Source organism: Gordonia sp. (in: high G+C Gram-positive bacteria), assembly GCF_047606305.1.
In the GTDB taxonomy this organism is placed as follows: Bacteria; Actinomycetota; Actinomycetes; order Mycobacteriales; family Mycobacteriaceae; genus Gordonia.
Genome location: NZ_JASGER010000007.1, coordinates 17,321 through 42,404, shown reverse-complemented (window position 1 = coordinate 42,404; position 25,084 = coordinate 17,321). Strand labels below are relative to the sequence as shown.

Below are 25,084 nucleotides of genomic sequence, written 5' to 3'. Positions count from 1 at the left end.
GCGGGACCCTACGCTTCTCGCATGCCGAACACCGCCAAGCGTCGCGCTGACACGCGGCGCACCGAGGACGGGCTGCGCCGACTGGTCGCCTTCTCCGACGCGGTGGTGGCCTTCGCGATGACGCTGCTGGTCCTGCCGCTGTCCGACGCCGCCAGCACCCTGAAGGCCGACAAGACCTTCCTGCAGACGATGGACGACCACAGTGCCGAGCTCCTCGGCTTCATCATCAGCTTCGCGGTGATCTGGTTGCTGTGGCGCAACCACCACTCGATCATGGAGAACTTCCGCAGCTACAACCCGCTGATGTTCAACCTGCACTTCGTGTGGCTGTTGTCGATCGTGCTGGTGCCCCTGGCCACCGCGCTGATCTCCAACGAACGGTTGCAGTGGGCCGACACGGCCTACATCCTCGTGCTCGCGTTGGCGATCGGATCGCTCGTCGCCATCGCGCGTGCCGGGCTGCGCCACCCCGAGCTCGTCGTCGACGACGACGTCGTGCGGCACAACCTGGCCGGGTGGGCGGGGTTCGGCACGCTCATCGCGCTCGGCGTCGCGCTGGTCCTGACCCTCCTGTGGCCGTCGTTGGGCAGCCTGCCGCTGCTGGTCCTGCTGATTCCCGGGCCGATCGCCGGGCTCGTCTCGCGCGTGCGGGCGAGGTCAGCCGTGGGCGAGTAGGCAGGCCCCGGCGATGATGAGCGCGACGACCTTCACGATCTCGAAGCCGACGTAGAAGAGGTGCGCGTTGCTGCGCCGGTCCTGCGCCGTGGTGCCGTCCCCGGCGAGCACCTCGTTGGAGCGTCGGGTGAGGGCGGGCCGCACGCCGACCACCTGCGCGAGCAGGCACACGATGGCGACGGCGACGGCAATGGTGATGACGACGGGGTAGTCGACGGTTGAGCGGGCCATCTCCACCAGGCCCACGACGGCGACGACGCCCAGGATCGCTTCGACGGAGTTGAGGGCGCGGAACACCTTCCGACCGATGCCCAGGCCGATCGCAAGGGTGACTCCGGGGGCGGTGAACTTGAGCGGCGCCTCGATGAACGAGATGGCGATCACCATGCCCAACCACACCAGGACCGCTGCCAGGGCCTGTCCTGCTCCGAACGTGCTCATGTTCCTTGCCCTCCTACGTCTCGTCGTAGGTCCAACCTAGCCCGCAGGGCCGACCCGATCGCGTGGACCAAAGTCCCTGCCGTGACGAGAAGATCTCACACCGCGATACTCGCACCTGTGAGGTTTTGGTTACCTTGGTGACATCCAGAGGGGTCGCAAGGCGCAACACCGGCTCGGGAAAGTGGAGGTCATGACCGACTCGACGACGACTGCCGCCGGTCTGGTCGGGTTCACCATCGCCATCACCGCGGCCCGACGGGCCGACGAGTTCGCGATGCTCCTGCAGCGTCGCGGTGCGCACACGGTCAGCGCGCCGGCGATGTCGATCATCCCGCTCGCCGACGACGTCGCCCTGCGCGCCGCCACCGACGACATTCTCGAGACCGCCCCCGACATCCTGATCGCCACCACCGGGATCGGGTTCCGCGGCTGGGTCGAGGCGGCCGACGAGTGGGGGCTCGCGCCCGCGCTGATGGCCCAATTGGCCAAGACCCGGATCATCTCCCGCGGCCCGAAGCCGACCGGAGCGCTGCGTGCGGCAGGACTTCGTGAGGAGTGGTCGCCCAAGTCCGAGTCCACCGTCGAGGTCCTCGCCCACCTGCCCGACGATCTGTCCGGCCAACGCGTTGCCGTCCAACTGCACGGAGCCACCGAGGCGTGGGACCCGAACCCGGGTTTTCTCGCCGATCTGCGTCGACGCGGCGCCACGGTCATCGGCGTCCCGGTCTATCGGTGGACATCGCCGGTCGACCAATCCCGCTTCGACGCGCTGCTCGCCGAAGTCGCGGCCGCGCGGGTCGACGCGCTCGCCCTGACGTCCGCACCGGCGGTGGCGGCGATGTTCGAGCGGGCGAAGGAGATCGGCAGGTACGACCGGTTGATCGCCGCGCTGCGCGGGCCGGTCCTGCCGTACTGTGTAGGCCCCGTCACCGCGGGACCGCTCGACGTCGCCGGTGTTCCGTCAATCGCCCCCGAACGCATGCGGCTGGGGGCGCTCGCGCGTCTGATCGGCGACGATCTGCCCGCGCGTCGCCCGGAGCTGTCCGTGGCCGGCCACCGCGTCGGCGTTCGCGCCGCCGCCGTCGTCGTCGACGGGCGGCTACGCGATGTGTCACCGTCGGGATTGGCGCTCATGCGTGCGCTGGCGGCGAACCCGGGGGAGGTCGTCTCACGCACCGAACTCCTCGACGTACTGCCGGTCGCCGACGCCGACGCCCACGCCGTCGAGGTGGCCATCGGCCGTCTGCGCTCGGCCCTGGGTGACCGCGAACTCATCGCGACGGTCGTGAAGCGGGGCTACCGCCTGGCGGTCGACTAGCTCCGCGACGCCCGGACAGCCGAGCGCCCGACGACGGGGTTCCGTCGTCGGGCGTCTACCGGCTCGCGGTCAGAGGTGCTTGCGGAAGAAGGGCACGGCGGCCTTGAGTGCCTGGCCGGTCGCCTCGGGCTGGTCGTAGAGGTCATAGTGGGAGACTCCCTCGAGCACCAGCAATTCCTTCTCCTTGGACGCGGCGCGGCCGTACAGCTCCATGCCCAGGCGGTAGGAGGCGAAGGCGCCCGGCTTGTCGCCGATCACGATGAGCAGCGGCTGCGTCAGAAACGTCTCGGCGTGGGCGTAGGCGTCCCAGGTCGCGAGCGCACCCTGACGGGCGAAGTTGAAGCTCGTGCAGCCGCGCTCGTGCTGACCGCGGTCGGTCTTGTAGTACTCGGTGGCCTCCAGAACGTCGATGTCGGTCAGGCCGTTCTCGGTGGCGTAGTCCACCGACGGCGGGAGCAGGTCGTTGATCTGCTCGGCCTTGCCGCGCGCCTGCGCGGTGCGCTGCGCGGCGACCGCCTCGAGCATGGCGATCGGGTCGTAGTTCGAGAATCCCTCGCGCATCAGGCGGCCAACGTTGGAACCGGCAACGGTGGTCACCGCCTTGATCCGACGATCGATCATCGTCGCCGCGACGGCGTAGCCCGCGCCGCCGCAGACGGCCAGGACGCCGATCTTGTTCTCGTCGACCCACGGCTGGGCGACCAGGTAGTCGACCACGAAGCTGAAGTCGCCGACACGGAAGCCGGGGTCCTCGGTGAACCGCGGCTCGCCGCCGGACTCGCCCTGGAAGCTGGCGTCGAAGGCGATCGCGACGAAGCCCTCGTCGGCCAGGGCGGTGGCGTACACGTTGCCGGCGGTCTGCTCCTTGACGCTGCCGGTGGGGTGCGCGGTGATGATCACGGGGTACTGCAGCTGCTCGTCGAAGTTCGCGGGGAAGTAGACGTTCGCGGCGATGTCCCACGCGACGGCGGGGATCGAGACGGGGGTGATGGTGGTGCTCACGGTGTTTGCTCCAGACGGTCGAGTGGATGTCCTCGGTGGGGCCCGTTCTCGGGCTCGACATCCACTCTGTGGCACCGCGCGCGGGGCAGCCAGTGAGCATTCGTGCGGGGGAGGGATCGTTCCCCCTCGGGAGGGGTCGTGCGGTGCCCCCGGCAGGAATCGAACCTGCGACCTAGGGATTAGAAGGCCCTTGCTCTATCCAACTGAGCTACGGAGGCTGGCGGCCCGGGGGCCGGTGTGAGTATATCCAGCGCGGGGACCGTTCTCGCCGCTCACTAGGCTGGGGTCATGACAGCCCGCGACGAGATGGACGACCGCTCGTCGGTCGTCCGCGTGCTGGGCGCCGTGCTCGCCGCCGTGGCCGGGGGAGTGGCGGTCGCGGTCTTCGCCCCGTCGGCGCCCAACGCGCGCGCCCTGCTCGGGCTGCGCGACCCGGGTGCCCTCACGACCTTTGGCGTCCCGCTCGTCACCGCCGTCGGCTATGTCGTCGCGGCCCTGGCCATCGGATCGGCCCTGTTCGCCGCGTTCTTCGTGCCGCCGCAGCCCGACCGACACCTCGACATCGGCGGGTACCGCGCGATGCGCTGGGCCGGTCGGTTCTACGCCGTCTGGATCGTCTGCTCGGTGGCGATGATCGCCCTGTCGGTCTCCAACCTGGTCGGCAAGTCGGTGGCCGAACTGATCTCGTCGGGGGACTTCTTCACCGCCTACTCGACGGTCGCCGACGCGCGGACCTGGACGGTCACCGCCGTGTTCGCCCTGGTCGCGATGGTCCTCGCGCGGTTCGGGATGCACTGGGGATACACCTTCGGCGCGCTCGCCTTCGGGCTCCTGTCACTCATGCCCCTGGCACTGGCCGGGCACTCGGCCGCCGGCGGCAGCCACGACATCGCCGCCAACGCCCTGATCCTGCACATCGTCGCGGCCGTCCTGTGGATGGGCGGACTGTTCGCGGTCGTGACGTACGCGGTCGCGGCCGGACGGTGGCGGGTGCTGGCCGTGCGACGGTTCTCCCGCGTCGCCTTCTGGCTGATCCTCGTCGTCGGGGTGTCGGGCGTGCTCAACGCCGCGGTACGGGTCAGCTCCTTCGACGAGCTGTTCTCCACCACTTACGGGTGGATCATCGTGGCCAAGGCCGTGGCCCTGCTGGTCCTCGGCGCGCTGGGGGCCTGGCACCGGCGCCGCACCATGGCCGTGCTCGAGGGGACCGGTCCGGAGGCGGACCGATCCGACGACGCGCCGCGCTCACTGTTCGTGCGCTTCGGGCTCATCGAGCTCCTGGTCTTCGCGATCACCTACGGCATCGCGGTGGCACTGGCCCAGACGCCACCGCCGGACGGCGTCGTCAAGCCGAACATCTCGCCGATGGAGGAGACGCTCGGCTACCGACTCGAGGGGCCGCCGACGCTTGCGCCGATCCTCGTCGACTGGCGCTTCGACCTGATCTTCGGCACCGCCGCGATCCTCCTGTGCGTCGTCTACCTGAGGGGGGTGTGGCGTCTGCGCCGCCGCGGCGATTCGTGGCCGGTCGGCCGCACGGTGGCCTGGGTGCTCGGGTGCGCGGCGCTGCTGTTCGCGACGTCGTCCGGATTGGGCCGCTATGCGCCGGCGATGTTCTCGCTCCACATGATCAATCACATGGTCCTGTCGATGCTGGTCCCGGTGCTGTTGGTCCTCGGCGGGCCGATCACGCTGGCGCTGCGCGCGCTGCCGGTCGCCGGCCGCGACAATCCGCCGGGACCGCGCGAGTGGGTCCAATACGGGGTCAGCAGTCCGGTCGCCCGCGTCCTCGGGCATCCGGCGGTGGCCGTCGTCATGTTCGTCGGCAGCTTCTACGTGCTGTACCTGGGCGGGCTGTTCGACGCGGTCGTCAAGTACCACGGCGCCCACCTGCTGATGAACTTCCACTTCCTGCTGTCCGGATTCCTCTTCTACTGGACCGTCATCGGCATCGACCACGCCCCGTACCGGCTCAAACCGCTGGGCAAACTCGGCGTCGTGTGGGGCGCGTTGCCCCTGCACGCCTTCTTCGGCGTCGCGCTGATGATGACCTCGGGGATCATCGCCGAGTCCTACTACCGCAGCCTGATGCTGCCGTGGCACATCGACCTCGCGGCCGACCAGCGCGTCGGCGGTGGAATCGCGTGGGCCGCGGGAGAGATCCCCCTGGTGCTGGTGATGGTCGCCCTCGTCATCCAGTGGAACCGCGAGGACGACAAGGAGGCGCGGCGGTACGACCGCAACGCCGAGCGCGACGACGACTCGGAGCTGCGCGAGTACAACGAGATGCTCGCCGAGATCAACCGCGGCCGCCACTAGTCCACAGACGGTCGCCATCCCCAGATCGACGTCGCCGGAGTCGCTGCGAGCCCGGCGGTATCGGCCCGTCGAGCGAGAGTGAGGACACCACTCAATTCGGCTGGGGAGGCCAACCATGTTCGAAACACCCATGACCGTCGTCGGCCAGGTCATCACCGACCCGATCGTCCGCAAGACCGCGGGTGGAGACGTCGTCTCCTTCCGCGTCGCCAGCAACTCGCGCCGCCTCAACTCCGAGACGGGCGAGTGGGAGGACGACAAGACGCTGTATCTCTCGGTGTCCTGCTGGCGCAAGCTCGCCCTCGGGGTGGCGGCGTCGGTGGCGAAGGGACGCCCGATCATCGTGCACGGCAACGTCCGGACGTCGGAGTACACGGTCGGCGACGAGCGGCGGTCGTCGCTGGAGATGACGGCCAAGGCCGTGGGACTGGATTTGAGCCGCTGCATCGTGAAGTTCTGCGGCTTCCCGAACGATCCGGTGCCCGCGGCCGACACGGAATCGGAGGGGCAGGACCAGGCCTCGACGGACAGTGCTGAGCGGCCGGCGGCCGAGGTCACCGACGTCGACGACGAGATCGCCGGCACCGCGGACCGGGAAGAGGCGCCGGTGTTCTGACACCGCGCGGATTTGGTTGCACACTTCTCGTATGAACGATTCGGATCTGCAGAGTCGGCGAGAAACGGTCGACGCGCGCTTCACCCTCGCCGCCGAACGGACCATGTTGGCGTGGCTGCGCACGTCCCTCGGACTGATCGGCGGCGGGGTGGCCGTGCTTCACGTCATCGACCCGTTCGGCAACCCGCACACGCGACTGGTCATCGGGGCCGCGCTGGTGTTGGTGGGCGGGTTCGCCGCGCTCACCGGGATCTGGCGCTGGCGCCGGGTGCAGAAGGTGCTCGCCGACGGTGGTGAGATGCCCGGGCCCTGGGAGGCGGTGATCATCACCCTCGTGATCGTCGCGGTGGCGTTGGCCTTCGTGGTGTTCTCGCCGTAGCGGTCAGACGAGTTCGAGCCCGCGGCCGAGGATGATCGCGCCGGAGATCGCGAGCACGATCGTCATGATGAGTGCGTTGTTGGCGATCAGGCGCTGCTTGGCCGACTCCAGCGCTTTGGTGCTGCGATCGGGGTGCAGGCTGAACGCGACCAGCGGGGCGATGACCAGGGCACTCGCGAGTAGGACGAAGACGGCGGCGGGGACGACGAGTTCCGCGCTGCTCAGTGAGGTGCGGGCGAGGGTGTAAGCCGCCGCGATCGTGACTACCACCTCTTTGGGGTTCAACGCCGACAGCACCAGGCCCAATCCGGCACACTTGGCCGGGCCCATCCCGTTCACCAGGGTCAGCCAGCGCGGTTCCTCGGGCGTCTCGCCGGGCTTCGGTCGCTGGCGCCACTGCAGGTAGGCCCACACGAGCAGGGCCGCGCCGATCACCAGGTGGACGATGCCGTTGGCCAGGTGGTGCGGATGGGCGTCGGTGCCTCCGTCAGAGCCGGACTGGCTGGCGCCGAAGACCCGCGCGGCGACGAGCACGATCGTCATCACCGCGGTCAAGCCCACGAGCCACCCGACGGCGAAGGCGCTGCCGGAGCGCTCCGGGTGCGGCGAGAGGAGCGTCAGAATCACCGCCACGATCGGAAACGGGCTGAACGTGATCGCGATGGCGAGGGGAATCGTGGTCCCGATGGCGCTGAGCATGTTCGAGAGCATGCCACGAACAGGGCGCCGCCCACCGGATTCGTGCGACTACTCGTCGGGATCGTGTCGGGCCGGCGGGATCAGTTGGTACCTGTGTGGCCGCAGTCCCGCTCGCGCATTTGCGGCGGCGGCGAAGGCGCGCAGGGCGGCCCGGTCGGCGCCGGTGACCTCAACGTCGAGCAACTCGGCCGCACGCGGGTGCAACAGCGCGCGGATGGCCGGCGACGGCACCTTCCGCGGATACCAGGTCGGCGGGTGCAACACCTCTTGGCGCAGCGCGGCGGCGTCGGGGGTCATCGAGAGGTGGGTCGCGAGGTAGTCGTCGAAGTACTCGACGAACCCGTCGTAGGTCGTCGGCTGGTCCCGGTCGGAGATGTCGTACTTGCCGTACCAGAGGCGGCATTGCGCGTAGAGCTGCTCCTTCTCGTCCCGGGACAGGCCGCCGTGGAAGACGTCGATGGACGTGAATAGGGTGTCGACGTAGGTCGCGTGCTGGAAGAAGAACAGCTCCGGGTTGAGGGAGTGGTAGCGCTCGCCGCGTGAGTCGATGCCCTTCACGTGTGCGTGGGCGTTGCGGATGACCGCGGTCAGGTCGCGGTTGCTGTAGGCCATGTAGACCATCTGGCCGACCGCGCGGCTCTTGTGCGCCCACAGCCCGCCGTGCACGTGCTGGACCAGGCTCGCGGCGTTCGCCGGCTGCAGAATCTGTAGCGCGATGGCGCGCGGGAGCGTGTAGGCGAATCGACGGTCGCCGAGGTGGCGGTAGACCAGCGGCATCGGCAGGCGGCGGCGCCGGTCGGATGCGGGGATCGTCGTCGCGGCCATGCCGTCGAGAATAATTCGGGAAACAGTCGTTGTCAGTCACGGTGGGGCGCGTGTGACCAGGTGGGGACATACGTCCCCCGGCTGGAAGGAACCGGGCAGATGTGGCAGTCGGCGACTCGGCCGATACGATTGACGGCAATGCGGGTTCCCTTTCGCGCGAACCCGGTCGTAGACCCCCGTAACCGCAGGTGAAAGGCGATCAAGCCGTGGCCGAATTCATTTACACCATGAAGAACGTGCGCAAGGCGCACGGCGACAAGGTGATCCTCGACAACGTCACGATGTCGTTCTACCCGGGCGCCAAGATCGGCGTCGTCGGCCCGAACGGCGCCGGCAAGTCGTCGATCCTCAAGATCATGGCCGGGCTCGACCAGCCGTCGAACGGCGAGGCCTTCCTCGACCCGGGCGCGACCGTCGGCATCCTGCTGCAGGAGCCGCCGCTCAACGAGGAGAAGACGGTCAAGGAGAACGTCGAAGAGGGCATGGGCGATGTCATGACCAAGCTCAAGCGCTACAACGAGGTCGCCGAGCTCATGGCCACCGACTACTCCGACGAGCTGATGGAGGAGATGGGCAAGCTGCAGGAGGACCTCGACGCGGCCGACGCGTGGGACCTCGACAGCCAGCTCGAGCAGGCGATGGACGCGCTGCGCTGCCCGCCCGGCGACTCGCCCGTCACCCACCTGTCCGGCGGTGAGCGTCGCCGGGTCGCATTGTGCAAGCTGCTGTTGAGCAAGCCCGACCTCCTGCTGCTCGACGAGCCGACCAACCACCTCGACGCCGAGTCGGTGCTGTGGCTCGAGCAGTACCTGGCGAACTACCCGGGCGCCGTGCTGGCCGTGACCCACGACCGCTACTTCCTCGACCACGTCGCGCAGTGGATCTGTGAGGTCGACCGCGGCAAGCTGCACCCGTACGAGGGCAACTACTCGACCTATCTGGAGAAGAAGGCCGAGCGCCTGGAGGTCCAGGGCAAGAAGGACCAGAAGCTGCAGAAGCGGCTGAAGGAAGAGCTCGCCTGGGTGCGCTCGGGTGCCAAGGCCCGCCAGACCAAGAACAAGGCGCGCCTGGCCCGCTACGAGGAGATGGCGGCCGAGGCCGAGAAGCAGCGCAAGCTCGACTTCGAAGAGATCCAGATCCCGACGCCGCCGCGTCTGGGCGACATCGTCGTCGAGGTCGACCACCTCGACAAGGGTTTCGACGGCCGCGTGCTGATCAAGGATCTGAGCTTCAGCCTGCCGCGCAACGGCATCGTCGGCGTCATCGGCCCCAACGGCGTCGGCAAGACGACGCTGTTCAAGACGATCGTCGGCCTGGAAGAGCCCGACTCGGGAACGGTGAAGGTCGGCGAGACCGTCAAGCTGTCCTACGTCGACCAGGGCCGCGCCAACATCGACCCGAAGAAGACCGTGTGGGAGGTCGTCTCCGACGGCCTGGACTACATCGAGGTCGGCCAGAACGAAATGCCCTCGCGCGCCTACGTGAGCGCCTTCGGGTTCAAGGGTGCCGATCAGCAGAAGCCGGCCGAGGTCCTCTCCGGCGGTGAACGCAACCGACTGAACCTCGCGCTGACCCTGAAAGAGGGCGGCAACCTGATCCTGCTCGACGAGCCGACCAACGACCTCGACGTGGAGACCCTGTCCTCGCTGGAGAACGCACTCGAGCAGTTCCCCGGTTGCGCGGTCGTCATCTCGCACGACCGTTGGTTCCTCGACCGGACCTGTACCCACATCCTGGCGTGGGAGGGCAATGTCGACGAGGGCCAGTGGTTCTGGTTCGAGGGGAACTTCGAGGCCTACGAGGCCAACAAGGTCGAGCGGCTCGGTGCCGACGCCGCGCGACCGCACCGGGTCACGCACCGCAAGCTCACCCGCGACTGACCGTGTCGACGCGGATCCGGGTCCGCGATCTGCTCTAGCATCGGCAGTGTGACCACGTCGAGGGCGCATTCCTCGGAGGCCGCAGCGCAATTGCGTGCCGCCGGCGCGATGCCCGACGTCCCGGAGCTGCGGGAGTTCGCCGAGGCGGGCCGGGTGCGCACCGACGGCGACCCCGTCGTCCACGTCTCCCACGCCGCCGGGCGCACCCGGGTCTACGTCGTCACCGACGACATGCCGATGCTCGTCGAGGCCGTTCTCGCCACCGTCGGCGACGCCGGCCTGCGCGTCGAATCGGTCGACCATCCCATCGTGTCGGCCCGTCGCAGCCCCGACGGTGAACTGCTCGCCCTGGCGGCACGCGACGGCGGCGCCGACGAGTCGTGGATCTGCGTGCGCGCCCGCGGCGGCGGCGAATCCGGCGACGGGCTGGAGCGGCGGATCGCGCGCTCGCTGGCCGCGGTGACCGCCATCCACGCCGACCACCCGGCGATGCTGGACGCGTTGGCATCGTCGGCCGATGACGTCGACGATGCCGAGACCGCGACGCTTCTGCGTTGGCTCGCCGACGGCAACTTCACACCGCTGGGCGAGTCGAGTGCCGACGCCCGGCGGGGTATCTACCGAACCGCCGAGCGTGCCCAGAATCTCGCCGAGCGTGCCCAGAATCTCGCCGAGCGTGCCCGGCTTGCGCGCACCTACCTCCCGACGGGCGTCGTGCGGACCGACTATCCCATCGTCCTCGACCTGCCCGGCGAGGACCATCGTTTCGTCGGGCTGCTCAGCACGGCCGGACTGAGCCAGTCGGCCTTCGACGTCCCCGTCGTCCGCCGCCTCGCGGCCGAGGTCTTCGACGGCGCCGAGATCGATCTCGATTCGTTCGTCGGGGAGGAGATGGTCGCCTACCTGCAGGCCTATCCGCTGGCCGAGCTGTTCGCCACGCCGCCCGACGAGCTCGCGCGACGGCTGCGCGCGCTACTGCACTCGTCGGCGGCCGCCGCGCTGGACGTTTTCATCCGAGTCGACGGACCGGCCCGGACCGCCGCGGCGCTGGTCTATCTGCCGCGCGAGCGCTACAGCACCACGACCCGTCTACGACTGCAGGAACTGATCACCGAGGAGCTCGGCGGATCCGACGTCGAATACGCGGGTCACGTCGGTGACGGTCCGCGCGCCCTGTTGCACGTGCTGATGCACATCGACACCGACGTCGACGGTGCCGCCTACGCGACCGGTCGGCCCGCCCAGGAGGAGTTGCGCGCGCGTCTGGCGGAGGTGATCGCCACGTGGGACGAGCGTCTCGCCGCCCGCATCCCTGCCGACGCCGACGACGAGCACACTGCGGGACTGCTCGCCTTCGCGTCGTCGGTGTCGCCGACCTACCAGGAGCTGCGCGACCCGGCGCGGGCCTACGACGACCTGGTGCGGCTGCAGTCCATGGCGCCCGGCGACGTCGCGGTCACCGCCCCCGACGAGGACACCGTCGTGCTCTACCTGTGTGGCGACTCGGCGGACCTGACCGACCTGCTACCCGTCTTCGACAGTCTCGGCGTGCGGGTGTCCGAGGAGCAGGCACTGCAGATCGACCGCCCCGACGGGGTGGCCTGCTGGGCTTACGACTTCGCCGTGTCGCTGCCCGACGAGCCCGACCCCGATCGCCCGGACGATCACCGCACCGAGCGCCTGATCGACGCCTTCGAGGCCATCTGGCGCGGCGACGCCGAACTCGACCCGTTCAACGCGCTGGTCCTCGGCGCCGGTCTCACCTGGCGCGAGGCCGCGATCCTTCGGGCCTATCACCGCTATCTGCGCCAATGCGGCTTCGCCTACCGTGCCGCCTACGTCGCCGACGTCCTCGCCCAGTACCGCGACGTCACCGCCGCCCTCCTCGGACTGTTCGAGGCGACCTTCGACCCGGAACTGGCGGCCGACGACCATCGGGTGGCCGCGTCCGCACGGCTCGACGCCGCAGCGGCGAAGGTCCTGGGGCTGGACGCCGATCGGGTGCTCTCGGCGCTGCAGTCCGCCGTGCGCGCCACGCTGCGGACCAACGCCTACGTCACCCGGGACTATTCGCCGGGGGTCCGCCGCGCGTTGGTCTTCAAGCTCGCCCCGCAGCAGATTCCCCTGGCCCCGGCCCCGCGGCCGCGTTTCGAGCTCTACGTGCACTCGCCGCGCGTGGAGGGGGTGCACCTGCGCTTCGGCACCGTCGCGCGCGGCGGCCTGCGCTGGTCAGACCGGCGCGAGGACTACCGCACCGAGATCCTCGGGCTCGCCAAGGCTCAGTCGGTCAAGAACGCCGTGATCGTCCCGCTCGGCGCCAAGGGCGGCTTCGTGGTCAAGAACGGGCGGGAACCGACGCGCGAGGCCGTCGTCGGGCGCTATCGGGAATTCATCGCCGCGCTGCTCGACGTCACCGACAACCTCGACGCGGCCACCGGCGAGATCGTCACGCCGGAGGGGGTGGTCCGGCGCGACGGCGACGACCCCTACCTGGTCGTCGCCGCGGACAAGGGCACCGCGTCGCTGTCCGACGACGCGAACGCCGTCGCGGCCGACTACGGCTTTTGGCTCGGCGACGCCTTCGCCTCCGGTGGTTCGGTCGGCTACGACCACAAGGAGATGGGCATCACCGCCCGCGGCGCGTGGATCGCCGTACAACGACACTTCGCCGAGCTCGGCATCAATCCGCAGACCCAGGACATCACCGTCGTCGGCATCGGCGACATGAGCGGCGACGTGTTCGGCAACGGCATGCTGTGCAGCGAGCACATCCGGCTGATCGGCGCCTTCGACCACCGACACGTCTTCCTCGACCCCGACCCCGACGCGGCGGCCTCCTTCCGGGAGCGCAAGCGGATGTTCGCCCTGCCGCACTCGTCGTGGGAGGACTACGACGCCTCGCTGATCAGCGCGGGTGGCGGCGTGTACAGCCGGGAGCGCAAGTCGATCCCCCTCACGCCACAGGTCCGAGCCGCCCTCGGCATCGACGGGGACGTCGAGGAACTCGCGCCGCCCGACCTCATCCGCGCGATGTTGCGGGCCCCGGTCGACCTGTTGTGGAACGGCGGGATCGGCACGTACGTCAAGGCGTCGACGCAGAGCAACGCCGAGGTGGGCGACAAGGCGAACGACGGCGTCCGCGTCGACGCCGATCAACTGCGCGCGACGGTCGTCGGCGAGGGCGGCAACCTCGGTGTCACCGAACTGGGCCGCATCGAGGCCGACCTGCACGAGGTTGCGATCAACACCGATGCGATGGACAACTCGGCCGGCGTCGATTGCTCCGATCACGAGGTCAACCTCAAGATCCTGCTCCAGCACGCCCTTGCCTCCGGCGCGTTGGCCGCGTCGGACCGGGCGGCGCTGCTGGCCTCCCTGACCGACGACATCGCCGCCGCCGTGCTGGCCGACAACACCGCGCAGAACAACGAACTGGGCTTCGAGCGCAGCCAGGCGACACGCTATGTCGACACGCACATGCGGATGCTGGCCGATCTCGCCGACCGCCGGAGGATCGACCTCGCGCTCGAGGGCCTGCCGACCCCCGACCGGCTGCACGAGCGCTTCACCTCGACGGGGGCCTCGGGCCGGGCGCGGGCGCTCACCTCACCGGAGTTGGCGACCCTGATGGCGCTGGTGAAACTCGGCCTCAAGTCCGACCTCCTCGACTCCGACCTCCCCGACAGCGACGTGTTCCGCCGCCGGCTGCGCGACTACTTCCCGTCGACGGTCGTGACGCGGTTCCCCGACGAATTGGACGGGCACCGGCTGCGGCGCGAGATCGTCGTCACCAGCGTCGTCAACGACGTCGTCGACCTCGGTGGCCTCTCCCACGTGTTCCGGTTGGGCGAGGGCAGCGGCATCGGCCCGGTCGACGCGGTGCGCGCGTTCGCGGTGGTCACCGAGGTCTACGACCTGCTGCCGCTGTGGGAGCGGGTCGTCGGCTCCGGCGCCTCGACCGCGGTCATCGACGAGATGAGTTATTACTCGCGCCGACTGCTGTTCCGCGCCTCGCGGTGGTTCCTCGCCGTGCGTCCGCAGCCGTTGGCGCTGGGCGCCGAGGTGGCGCGGTATCGCGACCGCGTCGCCGAACTCCAGCCGCGCCTGTACGGCTGGTTGGGCCGGGCCTCGCGCCTGGACGTCGACGAGCGGACCCGACGGCTGACGGACGAGGGCGTCGAGGATGATCTGGCGGCGCGGGTCGCGCTCAGCCTGCACAGCTATGCGCTGCTCGACATCGTCGACGTCGCCGAGATCACGGACCGCGACGTCGACGAGGTCGGCGCCATGTACTGGGCGCTGTGCGAGCGGCTGACGGTCGAGCAGCTGCTCACCGCGGTCACGGCCCTTCAGGCACACGACCGCTGGCAGGTGCAGGCCCGGTTGGCGATCCGTGACGACCTGCACGGCGTGCTGCGGACGTTGACGCAGACCGTCCTGGCCCAGGCCGAGCCGGGTGAGGACGCCGAGGCGCAGCTCTCGGAGTGGGAGCTGCGCAACGCCCCGCGGCTCGCGCGCATCCGCACGACGATCGCCCAGGTCCGCGAATCGGACGACGTCGGATTCGCCTCGCTGTCGGTCGCGGCCCGCGCCCTGCGGAGCATCGCGTTCTGAGCCCGTGGACAATGGGCGGCGGAACCGATGAGTCGAGACGAGAGGTGCGGACAGATGGACATTCCCGACGAGGGATTGCGGACCGGGGACGGCTATGTGGTCAAGGTGCCGGTGCGCTGGTCGGACATGGACGTCTTCCAGCACATCAACCACGCACGGATGGTGACCTTGCTCGAGGAGGCGCGCATCCCGTGGCTGTTCTACGACGAGCGTCCCACGGCCCCGCTGCGCGAGGGCTGCGTCGTGGTCGAGATGAACGTGAAGTACCAGCAGCAGCTGCGCCACGACCAGTCGCCGATCGAGGTCACCATGTTCATCGAGAAGCTGCGCTCGGTCGACTTCTTCGTCGGCTACGAGGTGCGCCCGGCCGGTGCCGACCCGGATTCCAAGCCCGCCGTCGTCGCGTCGACGCACCTGGCCTCCTTCGACATCGAGACCCAACGGCCGCGGCGCATGACCGACGCGGAAAAGGATTACCTGCGCGAGTTCCTCCGCGAGGCCTGAGATGGGCGATCGACGCCTGACCCTCGCCTCGGCCGCCGATGCCGGTGATGTCGCCGCCTTCAGCCGTCGACTGCTCCGTCTCGACGAGGCGGCGGTCGTCCGGTTGCGCCAGCGTGCCGACGGCCTCGTCGGGCTGTGGGGCACCACGGGGTTCGACGTGTTGGCCACACGTGCGGTGTTCGGCACCCTCACCCCGGCCGACGTCGTCTGCGACGCCCACGTGCTCGGCGACGCGGCCGGGACCGGGACGCTGAGCATCGACCCGGGCTTCGGCCTGGAGAGCGCGTGGCGCGGGGCGCTGCCGCCGCAGACCGGCTACCGGCAGATCGACGACGTGCCGCTGCGCACCGTCGTCGACCTCGCCCAGCGCGGCGCGGCGCTGGCCAAGGACCCCGTCGGCGGCGGGCACGGACCGGTTACCTCGCTGCTCGACCAGGTGGTCCTCGAGGTGTCCGACGGCGACGGCTCGGTCGGTATCGCGCTGCGGTCGCTGTTCGCGCTCACCGGTATGGGGTTCGCCCGGGATCGTCACGGCAAGGCGATCAGTGAGTCGTCGACCCTGGCCGATATCGCCGACGACGAACCGGTGCGCGTGCGCGCCGGCGGCACCTGGATCCGCCTCGACGCCCGATTCGGTGCCGTCTACCAGCGGCGGGGCGATCAGTTCTCGGTCACCGTTCTGTAAGTCGGGCCAGGGCGAGGTGCCGGTCGGCGGTCCAGCAGACCAGTCGGCCCTTCGGGTCTTTCGACCGGCCGAGTACCCCCGCGTCGGCCAGGTCGGTGAGCGCGCGGTGCGCGGCGGTGGATCCGCATCCGAATCGCTGCGCCACCAGTTCGGCGGTCAGCACCGGGTTGGCCGCCAGCCCGTCCAGAATGCGCAGGACGACGGAATCGGATCGGGGCACCACGGGGGACACGCCGCGTCGACGACGATGGGTGAGGAGGTCTTCGAGGCATTGCTCGTCGACGCGGCCGGCCTCGGCGGCGAGGCGAACGGCGTAGCCGGCCGCTGTTTCCACGGCACGGGAGAAGCCGAGGACCCACGAGTCGAGGTCGCCCCGGCGAAAGGCGGTGAGTCCGGCGATATAGGTGTCCGGATCGGCCGCGAACACGGTGCTGATCGGGATGAGGGTGCCGCGGACGGCGTCGGCGCGGCGCAGAATCGGGTGGATGAGCGCGCGGCCGGTGCGGCCGTTGCCGTCGATGAACGGGTGGATCGTCTCGAACTGGGCGTGCGCGATGGCGGCGCGGACCACCGGGTTGCCGGCGGTCGCGCTCGCGAAGGCGGCGAGGTCGGCCAGCAGGCGCGGCAGTTCCGATTCCGGAGGCGGGACGAAGTCGGCCCGCAGCGGGCTCCATCCGGGGCCGCCGACCCAGTTCTGGGTCGTGCGGACGCCTGCGGTCAGGCGCGGTTCGATCAGGTGTTGGAGCCGGACGATCGCGTCGACGGTGATGGGGAGCGACCGGTCCGAGAGCGAGCCGAGCGCCTCGGTGGTCGCGCGCACATTTGCGACGACCTCGAGGGCGGCCCGGCTTCCGTGGTTGAGCACCTCGGCGACCGCAAGCCGCTTGGGGCTGATCTGTTTACCCTCGATCCACGACGACGAGATGCTCTCCGAGTGCAGGAGCAGGTAGTTGAGATAGTCGGCGCCGGCTCCGATCCGCTCGTCGGCCCGGGCGAGGACGGCGAGGGCGTCGGCTGCGGCATCGGTGGCCTCGGCAGACAGACCCGGCAGGGCGTCACCGAGCTCGTCGGGGATGTACGCGCGGTAGGAGCCCGGCTTGCGGTCGGCTCGGGCCAGGCCGCCGGCATCGTCGGCGTGCCAGAAGCGTTCGACATACGTTGGCACGATCCACCTCCTATTTCCACTTTATAGCAATAAAGTGGAAATGGCAATGATCCCTACCGGTGCGGGACCAGCCAGGCCGCGGCATTCGCCGCCAGCCGGCCGTCGACGAGGGGTTGGCTGACCAGCAGGACCTCGCCCGGCGGCAGGGTGATCGCGTCCTCGGCGGTGTTGAGCACGCACACCAGATGGCCCGGCGAGCGGCGGAAGGCCAGGCAGCCGGCGGGGGCGCCGTACCACTCGATCGTCTCGCCGGAGAACTCGTCGCGGCGAAAGCGCAGGTCGATCGCGGCGCGGTAGAGCGCCAGCGTCGAGTACACGTCCTCCATCTGCTTCTCGACGGTCAGCGCCGACCAGTCGGCCGGCATGGGCAGCCATGTGTGCGGGTTGGTGCTGAATCCGAATGGGGGAGCGACGCCCTCCCAGGGAATCGGGATCCGACAGCCGTCGCGGCCGCGCGCGGTACGGCCCGAGCGCTCCCACACCGGGTCCTGCAGTGCCTCGTCGGGCAGCTCGACGTTCGGCAGTCCGAGCTCGGCGCCGTTGTAGATGAAGGCGGTGCCGGGCAGGGCCAGCTCGACGAGCAGCATGGCGCGCGCCCGGTCGACACCGATCGCGCGGCCGGCCGCCGAGTCGTCAGGGGCATACCGCGTCGCCTCCCGGTAGACGTCGTGGTTCGACAGTGCCCACGTCGGCGGTGCCCCGACGGCCGCGACGGCGGCCAGCGAGTTGTCGATCGCGCCGCGGATCTCCTCGACGGTGAAGGCGGCCATGGCCAGCCGGAAGTTGAAGCCGAGGTGCAGCTCGTCCGGGCGCAGGTAGGCGGCGAACTGGCTGTTGTCGTCGACCCAGATCTCGCCGACGGTGAAGGCGCCCGGGTACTCGTCGACGACGGCTCGGATCCGACGGTGGATCGGGTGGACCTGGGGGTTGTTGAACCGCGGATCGGAGTCGGTGTGGCGCAGCACCCGGGCTGAGGCGAGGTCCATGTCGGGCAGCCCCGGCGCCTTGGCCAGGCCGTGCGCGACGTCGATCCGAAAGCCGTCGATGCCGCGGTCGAGCCAGAACCGCAGCGTCCGCTCGAGGTCGGCGACGACCTCCGGGTTCTCGAAGTTCAGATCGGGCTGCTCCGGCGCGAACAGGTGCAGATACCACTGACCGGGGCGCCCGTCGGCCTCGGTCACCCGCGTCCATGCGGGGCCGCCGAAGACGCTGACCCAGTTGTTGGGCGGCAGTGAACCGTCGGGTCCGCGACCGTCGCGGAAGTAGTAGCGCGACCGTTGCGGGTCGCCCGGGGCGGCGGCCAGCGCGTCGGCGAACCACGGGTGCCGATCGCTGGTGTGGTTGGGCACCAGATCCATCGCCACGCGAATCTCGCGGGCGTGCGCCTGGCCGATCAGCTCGTCGAGGGCGGCCAGGTCGCCGAACAGCGGGTCGATGTCGCGCGGGTCGGACACGTCGTAGCCGTGGTCGGCCATCGGCGAGCGCATGACGGGGGAGAGCCAGATGGCGTCGACGCCGAGCAGCTCCAGGTGCCCGATCTTGTCGATGATGCCGCCCAGGTCGCCCACGCCGTCGCCGTCGGAGTCGGCGAAGGAGCGCGGATAGATCTGGTAGACGACGGCGTTGCGCCACCAGCGGTCGTCACCCGGGTCGAGCTGGGTGTTGGTCCGCGGGGCCGGTGCGCCGCGGCGCACGACGTTCGGCCTCGCGGACCGCACGATGTTCGGGGTCTGGCTCATCGACGCAGGGATCCCTTCGCTTCAGTAGGCCGCGTTGACGAGAGAGTTGGCCGCCATGTCCATGTAGTCGAGCATCGCCGAGCGGTGCTCGTCGTCGAGCACGTCGACGGGGATCTCCGCGATGGCCGTCCGCATGCAGCGCAGCCACGCGTCCCGCTCGATGGGGCCGATGTGGTACGGCACGTGACGCATCCGCAGCCGCGGGTGGCCGCGCTCGTCGGAGTAGGTGTGCGGTCCGCCCCAGTACTGCTCGAGGAACATGCGCAGTCGCCGCTCGGCGGGGCCCAGGTCCTCTTCGGGGTACATCGGGCGGAGGACCTCGTCGCGCGCGACCTCCTCGTAGAACCGTTTGGTGATCGCCTCGAAGGTGGCGTGGCCACCGACCTCGTCGTAGAAACTGGGCACGCCTCCATTGTCCACATCGCGGCGCGCCACGTCGGGGTCGGGCGTTGTTCACCGGCCGTACCAGCGACGACACGCCACAATTGGAGTGCGCGACGGCCCGGTCCGTGGTTTTCTGGAGAACGTGATCGGAATCTCATGGCAGCGGCAGCGCGTCCTGCTGCTCAACGCCACCTATGAGCCGCTCACCGTCGTGTCGACGCGGCGGGCCATCGTGCTCACGATCACCGGCCGGGCCGAAACCGTCCACGAGGACGAGGCCCACGCGATCGCGCACTCCGAGCAGCTCGCGGTACCGGTGCCGTCGGTGATCCGACTGCGACATTTCGTGCGCGTGCCCTACCGGGCGCAGATCCCGATGACCCGCGCCGCGCTGATGCGCCGCGACGCGAACCGGTGCGTGTACTGCGGCTCCCGGGCGACGACGATCGACCACGTGATCCCGCGCAGCCGCGGCGGCGCGAACACCTGGGATAACTGTGTCGCCTGCTGCGCGCCGTGCAACCGGCGGAAGGCCGACCGGTTGCTGCACGAGCTCGGCTGGACGCTGCACCGCGAGCCGGTCGCGCCCAAGGGGCGCCACTGGCGGCTGCTGGCGACCGTCACCGACATCGACCCGGTGTGGGAGCAGTACCTGGCCGCCTGAGGCCTCACACCTGTACGTGGTGCCCCAGGAACGCGACCTCGTGCTCGACGCACCTGTCGAACCAGTTGTTGCCGGCCACGCCGGCGAACACGTCGAAGTGGTCGCACGGATAGTGGCGGACCTCGGCGCGCGCGTTGAACGCGGCCTTGGCGGCGGCCTGCGGGGGAGCGCCCTGGTCCAGGTCGGCGATCTGCACGAGGATCGGCACGGTGATCTGCTTGGCGAACTTGCCCGGCCGGTGCGTGGCGATCTCGGTGCCGATCGTCGCGTCGACCTCGTTGCGCCAGGACGGTCCGGCGAGTTCGGTGTACGCCTCGTAGTAGCCCGGCGCGGTCAGCGCGCCGAAGTCGCCGGGCTTGGCGACGATGGGGATGGTCGCCGGCTCCTTGCCCATGAGTTGGCGCGCGGAGCTGCGCCAGCCCGTGGTGGTCGATCGCAGCAGGCTGCTCGGGGTGTGCAGGGGCAGCGCGTGCTTGGCCGCCGCCGGTCCGCTGACCATCGGGACCACGGCGATGATGGCGGCCACGTCGTCGCGCGAGGCGCCGACTTCGAAGACGTGGCCGCCCGACTGCGAGACGCCCCAGAGGACGATCCGTGACGGGTCGACGCCGGGCTGGCGGGCCGCGGCGTCACAGGCCGCGTGGTAGTCGGCGATCTGGTTGCGCATCGACACGCGCTGGCGCGGCTGGCCCTCCGATTCGCCGAAGCCGCGGTAGTCGAAGGCGAACACCGCGTACCCGGCGTCGCGCAGCGCCCGCGCATACGGGTCCAGGCCGGTGTCCTTGGTGCCGCCCAGGCCGTGCGCCATGACGACGACGGGCGCGGGTCCGGTGCCGGGGGCGGGGTAGAACCACGCCGCGCAGCGCACACCGCCGCTGACGAACTCGACGTCGACGCGGTCGGTGGCGGCGGTCTTCGTCGGGCTCATGCGGTCGCCTCTGCTTTCGTTGCGGTGGATTCGCCGACGCCGGCCCACCTCACCGGTCCCTGCTGCCGGGCGCGCCGCAGGCCCGCGGGGAGCTCCTTGGTGCGCATGTTGTGCTCGTAGAGGAAGTAGTCGAGCTGCTGGGTGTGCCGCGGGCGGTCGAGCATGTGCCCGGTGTACAGCTCCATGTCCTCCTTGATGACCCGGTGCATCTCCTCGATCGACGGTGGCCGGTAGTTGCCGACCGCGTACGCGCCCACGAGGCGGGCCTGCGACTCGACGAAGGGGAACAGCGTCGGCGTCGCCTGGGCGAAACCGTGGAACAGCAGGTCGTCGATCCCGGGGTAGAACATCCGCTTGTACAGGTCGATCACGTTGCCGGGCGCACTGATGAAGTCCTCGTCGAAGAACGGGAAGGTGATGTTGTACCCGGTCGCGTAGATGATGATGTCGAAGTCGTCGGAGGTTCCGTCGTCGAAGTGGACGGTGTCCCCGTCGAGCCTGGTGATGTTGGGCTTGGGGATGACGTCGCCCGATCCCAGCCGCAGTGGCAGCTCCAGCGACTGGGTGGGATGCGCCTCGAAGAACTTGTGGTTCGGGGTGGGCAGGCCGAAGCTCTCGGGCCGCCCGACCATCGGGATCATCATCTGGATCGCCTTGCGCTGCCACTTGAGCGGGATGTGCGGCGAGGTCCGGTAGAACTTGTCGGCCGGCGTCGAGCCGTAGTACTTCGGCACGATCCAGGCGCCCGAGCGCGTCGAGAGCGTCAGCTTGTTCTGCAGCGACTTCGACGACAGTTCGACGGCGATGTCGGCCGCGCTGTTGCCCAGCCCGACGACCAGGATCCGCTTGCCGGTGAAGTCGTGCGGTGTCTTGATGTCGACGTAGTGGTGCGCGTGCATCTCGATGCCGTTGAACGACCCGGGGAAGTCCGGGTACCGGGGGTCCCAGTGGTGGCCGTTGGCGACGACGAGCAGGTCGAAGCGCCGCTTGCCGGTCTTCTCGGTGTCGAGTTCCCAGCCGCCGCCGGGCAGTCGCCGCGCGTGCAGGACACGGTTCTGAAACTCGATGTTGTGCTTGAGGTCGAAGGCGTCGCAGTAGTCCTCGAGGTACTGCTTCACCTGCGTGTGGTGCGGGAAGTCGGGGTACTCCTCGGGCATCGGGAAGTCCTTGAAGGACAGCTGGTGCTTGGAGGTGTCGATGTGCAGCGACCGGTACGCGCTGGAGTGGCCGTTCGGATTCTCGAAGGCCCAGTTGCCGCCGATCCGGTCCGACGCCTCGAAGACGGTGTGCGCAACGTCGTAGTCGGTCAGCATTTTCGACGCGGTCAGGCCGCTGATCCCGGCACCGATCACCGCCACGGTGGGTTTGCTCATGCGGCGAGAGTACACAGATTGTTGAATGTGTCTACCAACTTTGCGCGAATTGCGCCGGCGGGTGGCTAGACTCCGCCACATGACCCGCACCGACGTGACGACGACGAGGGAGCGACTGCTCACCGTCGCCGACGAGATGCTGGCAGAGAAGGGGATCCGCGCCACGACCATGAGCGCCGTCGCCGAGCGGGCCGGGGTGTCGCGCGCCTGGCTCTACCGCCTGTTCCCGGACAAGAACGCACTGGTCGGGGCCGCGCTGATCCGCCTCGTCGAGACGACCTGGGAGCGCAACCACGCCGAGCTCGAAGAGATCGAGGGCTTCGAGAGCAGGCTGGTCGCCGGCGTCCAGATCGGCCGGCGCGCCTACGACGACCCCGGTGCGACGCTGATGCGGCTGCGCAGCGGTGAACCCGAAGAGTTCGCCGCGGCCATCGGCGTCGGCGTCGCGGGCCTGGTCCCGGACCTGGCCGCCTTCTGGCACCGATACCTCGTCGCGGCCGTCGCCGACGGCGAGATCCACCCCGACACCGACGTCGACGAGGCCGCCGAATGGGTGGCGCGCGTGCTCATCAGCCTGGGCAGCGTGCCCGGCAACACGATCGACGCCGACGACCCGCGGGCGCTCCGGCGACATTTCCGCCGCTATGTTCTCCCCGCGCTACGGATCGCGCCCGCCGACTGATAAATTCAGCGGTACAGCCCTAATCGAATCTAGAGAGGACCAGACGTGGTTGAAGACCTCATCGTCCCCATCGGTTTGCCGGTGGTGATCTTGGTGTGTGCGTCGGTGATCCTGTGTGTGCTCGCCCTGGCGTACCAGACCTTCTACGGGTCGACGAAGTACAAGCCGGCGCAGCGCTACTCGCTCGACGAGCAGTGGGACCACGCTCCGATCCTCTTCTCCGCCACCGAGCTGCCGAACCTGGCGCTCCCGGCCCACGCGGAGAAGTCCGACACTGAAGGCGGTGCCGCAAATGGCAAGTGGTGATGTCGTCGCGACGACCCCGGTCGGCGACCTGCCGATGGGGACTGTCGTCACCAACAGCGGCCGCGTCTCGGGCGTCCGTTTCCCCGACTCGCAGGTGCCCGGACTCCCGTTCGCGCCCGACGAGCTGCTCCGCCTCGACGAGGCGCTCAAGGATTGCTCCGAGCAGGCGCGCGTGCGCTTCTCGGTGTACATCGGCGACCTCGGCTCCGATCCGGTCGCCGGCGCGCGCGAGGCCCTGCTGAAGGCCCCCGAGCCCGCCCACGGCACCCTCATCGCCGTGTCGCCGAACTCGAAGGACATCGCGATCGTGTCCGGCAAGGACGTTGCCGGCCGCGTCAACGACCGGGTTGCCGCGCTCGGCGTGACCGCCGCGGCGGCGTCGTTCCGCCGGGGTGACCTGATCGACGGCCTCGTGTCGGCGATCCGCGTGATGGCCACCGCCGCCGTCGCACCCTGATTCTCGACTGAAAAACGCCCCCTGGTGAGGGGCCGAGGTGATAATCACGTCGGCCACCTGCCGGGGGGCTTTTTCAGTGCGCCGTGGGTGCTGTCGACCCGGCGCTCGCCAGGTCGAAGGGCAGCTGCCCGTCGAGCACGCGGGTGGCCCGGTTCTTGTCGATCGTCTGCGTCCACGTCCCCACGAGCAGCGTGCCGACGGCGTTGCCCGAGAAGTTGGTCAGCGCCCGCGCCTCGGACATGAAGCGGTCGACGCCCACCACGACGGCCACCCCGTCGAGCAGGTCGGGCCGATGGGCCTGCAGGCCGGCGGCCAGTGTCGCCAGGCCCGCGCCGGTGACCCCCGCCGCGCCCTTCGACGCGATGATCATGAACAGCAGCAGGCCGAGCTGCTCGCCGATCGACATCGGGTCGCCGGCCGCGTCGGCGATGAACAGCGAGGCCATCGTCAGGTAGATCGCGGTGCCGTCGAGGTTGAACGAGTAGCCGGTCGGCACGACGATCCCGACCGTCGAGGTGCTGACCCCCATGTGCTCCATCTTCGCGATCAGCGAGGGCAGGGCCGGTTCGGACGAGGATGTCGCGAGGATCAGCAGGTACTCGCGGGCGAGGTAGCGGACCAGCCGGAAGATGGAGAACCCCGTCACGGCCCTGAGCAGCAGGCCCAGGACGACGAAGACGAACACGAGGCAGGTCGCGTAGAAGGCCAGGACGAAGACGAACAGCTCGCGGACGGCCGCCCACCCCGTCTGCGACACGACACCGGCCATGGCGCCGAATGCGCCGATCGGCGCCGTCCACAGCACCATCGACAGCACTTTGAAGACGAGCTTCTGGAAGTGGCCCACCGCGTTCAGGATCGGTTCGCCGTCCTTGCCGAGCGCCTGGATCGCGAACCCGACGAGCAGCGCCACGAACAGCGCCTGCAGCACCTTGCCGGAGGTGAGCGCCGAGACCAGCGTGTCCGGGATGATGCCCTGCAGGAAGTCGACGGTGCCGCCGGACTCGTGCGCCTTCTCGGCGAGCTCGGCGCCCTTGCTCGGATCGGGTTTGAAGTCGAGGCCGGTGCCCGGCTTCAGGAGGTTGCCGACGAGCAGTCCGAACCCCAGCGCGACCGTCGACATCACCAGGAAGTAGACGAACGCCAGGCCGCCGACCTTGCCGACGGTGGCGGCTTTGCGCACCGATCCGATGCCCAGCACGATCGTGCAGAAGATGACTGGGGCGATCATCATCTTGATCAGGTTGACGAACATCGTCCCCAGGAAGGCGACGTCCTTGCCGACCCCCGGGGCGACCAGGCCGACCACGACCCCGGCGACCACCCCGACGATGACCAGGATGTAGAGCCAGTGGGTGCGGCTCGGTGTCGGTTTGTCCGGCGGTGGCGGCAGGTGCTCGATGTCGGTGCTCATCACCGGGGGAGTCTA

The 25,084-nt window shown here is 69.4% G+C and carries 23 protein-coding genes and 1 tRNA gene; 13 read left to right on the top strand and 11 right to left on the bottom strand.

What is annotated here, in order from left to right:
• Positions 1–21 precede the first annotated feature (21 nt).
• Entirely contained in the window at positions 22–675 is a 654-nt protein-coding gene (locus tag QM634_RS01040) for a TMEM175 family protein (protein ID WP_415040922.1), read from the top strand.
• Here the strand turns inward: QM634_RS01040 and QM634_RS01035 are convergent.
• Positions 658–1,116: a hypothetical protein gene (locus QM634_RS01035; RefSeq protein WP_415040921.1), complete on the bottom strand. Its 459-nt coding sequence runs from the start codon at positions 1,114–1,116 to the stop codon at positions 658–660. The genes QM634_RS01040 and QM634_RS01035 overlap by 18 nt on opposite strands.
• Positions 1,117–1,306: 190 nt before the next feature.
• Here QM634_RS01035 and QM634_RS01030 point away from each other — a divergent pair, with 190 nt between their 5' ends.
• Positions 1,307–2,434: a uroporphyrinogen-III synthase gene (locus tag QM634_RS01030; RefSeq protein WP_415040920.1), complete on the top strand. Its 1,128-nt coding sequence runs from the start codon at positions 1,307–1,309 to the stop codon at positions 2,432–2,434.
• A gap of 69 nt (positions 2,435–2,503) precedes the next feature.
• Here the strand turns inward: QM634_RS01030 and QM634_RS01025 are convergent, their stop codons facing one another.
• Positions 2,504–3,436, bottom strand: a complete 933-nt coding sequence (locus QM634_RS01025) for an alpha/beta hydrolase (RefSeq protein ID WP_415040919.1) — start codon at positions 3,434–3,436, stop codon at positions 2,504–2,506.
• A gap of 144 nt (positions 3,437–3,580) precedes the next feature.
• Positions 3,581–3,654 (bottom strand) — tRNA-Arg (locus tag QM634_RS01020).
• A 70-nt stretch (positions 3,655–3,724) separates the two neighbouring features.
• Here QM634_RS01020 and QM634_RS01015 point away from each other — a divergent pair.
• The 3 genes from QM634_RS01015 to QM634_RS01005 all read left to right on the top strand — a co-directional run bounded on the left by QM634_RS01015 (position 3,725) and on the right by QM634_RS01005 (position 6,750).
• A complete protein-coding gene (locus QM634_RS01015) occupies positions 3,725–5,755 on the top strand; it encodes a cytochrome c oxidase assembly protein (RefSeq protein WP_415040918.1) in 2,031 nt (676 codons plus the stop codon).
• Positions 5,756–5,870: 115 nt separating this feature from the next.
• Positions 5,871–6,371, top strand: coding sequence for a single-stranded DNA-binding protein (locus QM634_RS01010; RefSeq protein WP_415040917.1), 501 nt, complete (start codon positions 5,871–5,873; stop codon positions 6,369–6,371).
• Between the two features lie 31 nt (positions 6,372–6,402).
• Positions 6,403–6,750, top strand: coding sequence for a YidH family protein (locus QM634_RS01005; RefSeq protein WP_415040916.1), 348 nt, complete (start codon positions 6,403–6,405; stop codon positions 6,748–6,750).
• Between the two features lie 3 nt (positions 6,751–6,753).
• On the opposite strand, the gene QM634_RS01000 is transcribed toward QM634_RS01005, so the two are convergent.
• Positions 6,754–7,449: a GAP family protein gene (locus tag QM634_RS01000; RefSeq protein ID WP_415040915.1), complete on the bottom strand. Its 696-nt coding sequence runs from the start codon at positions 7,447–7,449 to the stop codon at positions 6,754–6,756.
• Positions 7,450–7,497: 48 nt separating this feature from the next.
• A complete protein-coding gene (locus tag QM634_RS00995) occupies positions 7,498–8,274 on the bottom strand; it encodes an oxygenase MpaB family protein (RefSeq protein WP_415040914.1) in 777 nt (258 codons plus the stop codon).
• Positions 8,275–8,480: 206 nt separating this feature from the next.
• On the opposite strand from QM634_RS00995, the gene ettA reads away from it, so the two are divergent.
• The 4 genes from ettA to QM634_RS00975 are packed head-to-tail and all read left to right on the top strand — an operon-like array spanning position 8,481 to position 15,957.
• Positions 8,481–10,154: an energy-dependent translational throttle protein EttA gene (ettA, locus tag QM634_RS00990; protein WP_415040913.1), complete on the top strand. Its 1,674-nt coding sequence runs from the start codon at positions 8,481–8,483 to the stop codon at positions 10,152–10,154.
• Between the two features lie 48 nt (positions 10,155–10,202).
• Positions 10,203–14,768 (top strand): NAD-glutamate dehydrogenase domain-containing protein, encoded by a 4,566-nt coding sequence (locus tag QM634_RS00985; RefSeq protein WP_415040912.1) that lies wholly within the window; start codon positions 10,203–10,205, stop codon positions 14,766–14,768.
• A gap of 54 nt (positions 14,769–14,822) precedes the next feature.
• The gene (locus QM634_RS00980; RefSeq protein WP_415040911.1) at positions 14,823–15,272 is read left to right on the top strand and encodes an acyl-CoA thioesterase; all 450 of its coding nucleotides are present in this window, start codon (positions 14,823–14,825) and stop codon (positions 15,270–15,272) included.
• Between the two features lies 1 nt (position 15,273).
• Positions 15,274–15,957 (top strand): hypothetical protein, encoded by a 684-nt coding sequence (locus QM634_RS00975; RefSeq protein ID WP_415040910.1) that lies wholly within the window; start codon positions 15,274–15,276, stop codon positions 15,955–15,957.
• Here the strand turns inward: QM634_RS00975 and QM634_RS00970 are convergent.
• Genes QM634_RS00970 through QM634_RS00960 form a run of 3 tightly spaced genes read right to left on the bottom strand, consistent with a single transcriptional unit; the run spans position 15,944 to position 19,266 of the window.
• A complete protein-coding gene (locus tag QM634_RS00970; protein ID WP_415040909.1) occupies positions 15,944–17,122 on the bottom strand; it encodes a Fic family protein in 1,179 nt (392 codons plus the stop codon). The genes QM634_RS00975 and QM634_RS00970 overlap by 14 nt on opposite strands.
• 53 nt (positions 17,123–17,175) lie before the next feature.
• On the bottom strand, positions 17,176–18,861 hold the full coding sequence (locus tag QM634_RS00965) for a glycoside hydrolase family 13 protein (RefSeq protein WP_415040908.1): 1,686 nt from the start codon (positions 18,859–18,861) through the stop codon (positions 17,176–17,178).
• A gap of 21 nt (positions 18,862–18,882) precedes the next feature.
• Positions 18,883–19,266: a globin gene (locus tag QM634_RS00960; RefSeq protein ID WP_415040907.1), complete on the bottom strand. Its 384-nt coding sequence runs from the start codon at positions 19,264–19,266 to the stop codon at positions 18,883–18,885.
• 85 nt (positions 19,267–19,351) lie between these two features.
• On the opposite strand from QM634_RS00960, the gene QM634_RS00955 reads away from it, so the two are divergent.
• Positions 19,352–19,909: an HNH endonuclease gene (locus tag QM634_RS00955; protein WP_415040906.1), complete on the top strand. Its 558-nt coding sequence runs from the start codon at positions 19,352–19,354 to the stop codon at positions 19,907–19,909.
• Positions 19,910–19,913: 4 nt separating this feature from the next.
• On the opposite strand, the gene QM634_RS00950 is transcribed toward QM634_RS00955, so the two are convergent.
• Complete coding sequence (locus tag QM634_RS00950; RefSeq protein ID WP_415040905.1) at positions 19,914–20,837, bottom strand: alpha/beta hydrolase; 924 nt, start codon at positions 20,835–20,837, stop codon at positions 19,914–19,916.
• Positions 20,834–22,210, bottom strand: a complete 1,377-nt coding sequence (locus QM634_RS00945; protein ID WP_415040904.1) for a flavin-containing monooxygenase — start codon at positions 22,208–22,210, stop codon at positions 20,834–20,836. The genes QM634_RS00950 and QM634_RS00945 overlap by 4 nt, the downstream gene beginning before the upstream one ends.
• A gap of 79 nt (positions 22,211–22,289) precedes the next feature.
• Between QM634_RS00945 and QM634_RS00940 the strand changes: the two genes are divergently transcribed.
• The 3 genes from QM634_RS00940 to QM634_RS00930 are packed head-to-tail and all read left to right on the top strand — an operon-like array spanning position 22,290 to position 23,655.
• On the top strand, positions 22,290–22,892 hold the full coding sequence (locus QM634_RS00940) for a TetR/AcrR family transcriptional regulator (protein ID WP_415040903.1): 603 nt from the start codon (positions 22,290–22,292) through the stop codon (positions 22,890–22,892).
• A 45-nt stretch (positions 22,893–22,937) separates the two neighbouring features.
• Positions 22,938–23,198, top strand: a complete 261-nt coding sequence (locus tag QM634_RS00935; RefSeq protein WP_415040902.1) for a hypothetical protein — start codon at positions 22,938–22,940, stop codon at positions 23,196–23,198.
• Positions 23,185–23,655, top strand: a complete 471-nt coding sequence (locus QM634_RS00930) for a DUF5130 family protein (protein WP_415040901.1) — start codon at positions 23,185–23,187, stop codon at positions 23,653–23,655. Before QM634_RS00935 ends, QM634_RS00930 begins: the two co-directional genes overlap by 14 nt.
• Before the next feature lie 73 nt (positions 23,656–23,728).
• Here the strand turns inward: QM634_RS00930 and QM634_RS00925 are convergent, their stop codons facing one another.
• Positions 23,729–25,069: a cation:dicarboxylate symporter family transporter gene (locus tag QM634_RS00925; protein WP_415040900.1), complete on the bottom strand. Its 1,341-nt coding sequence runs from the start codon at positions 25,067–25,069 to the stop codon at positions 23,729–23,731.
• Positions 25,070–25,084: the final 15 nt, after the last annotated feature.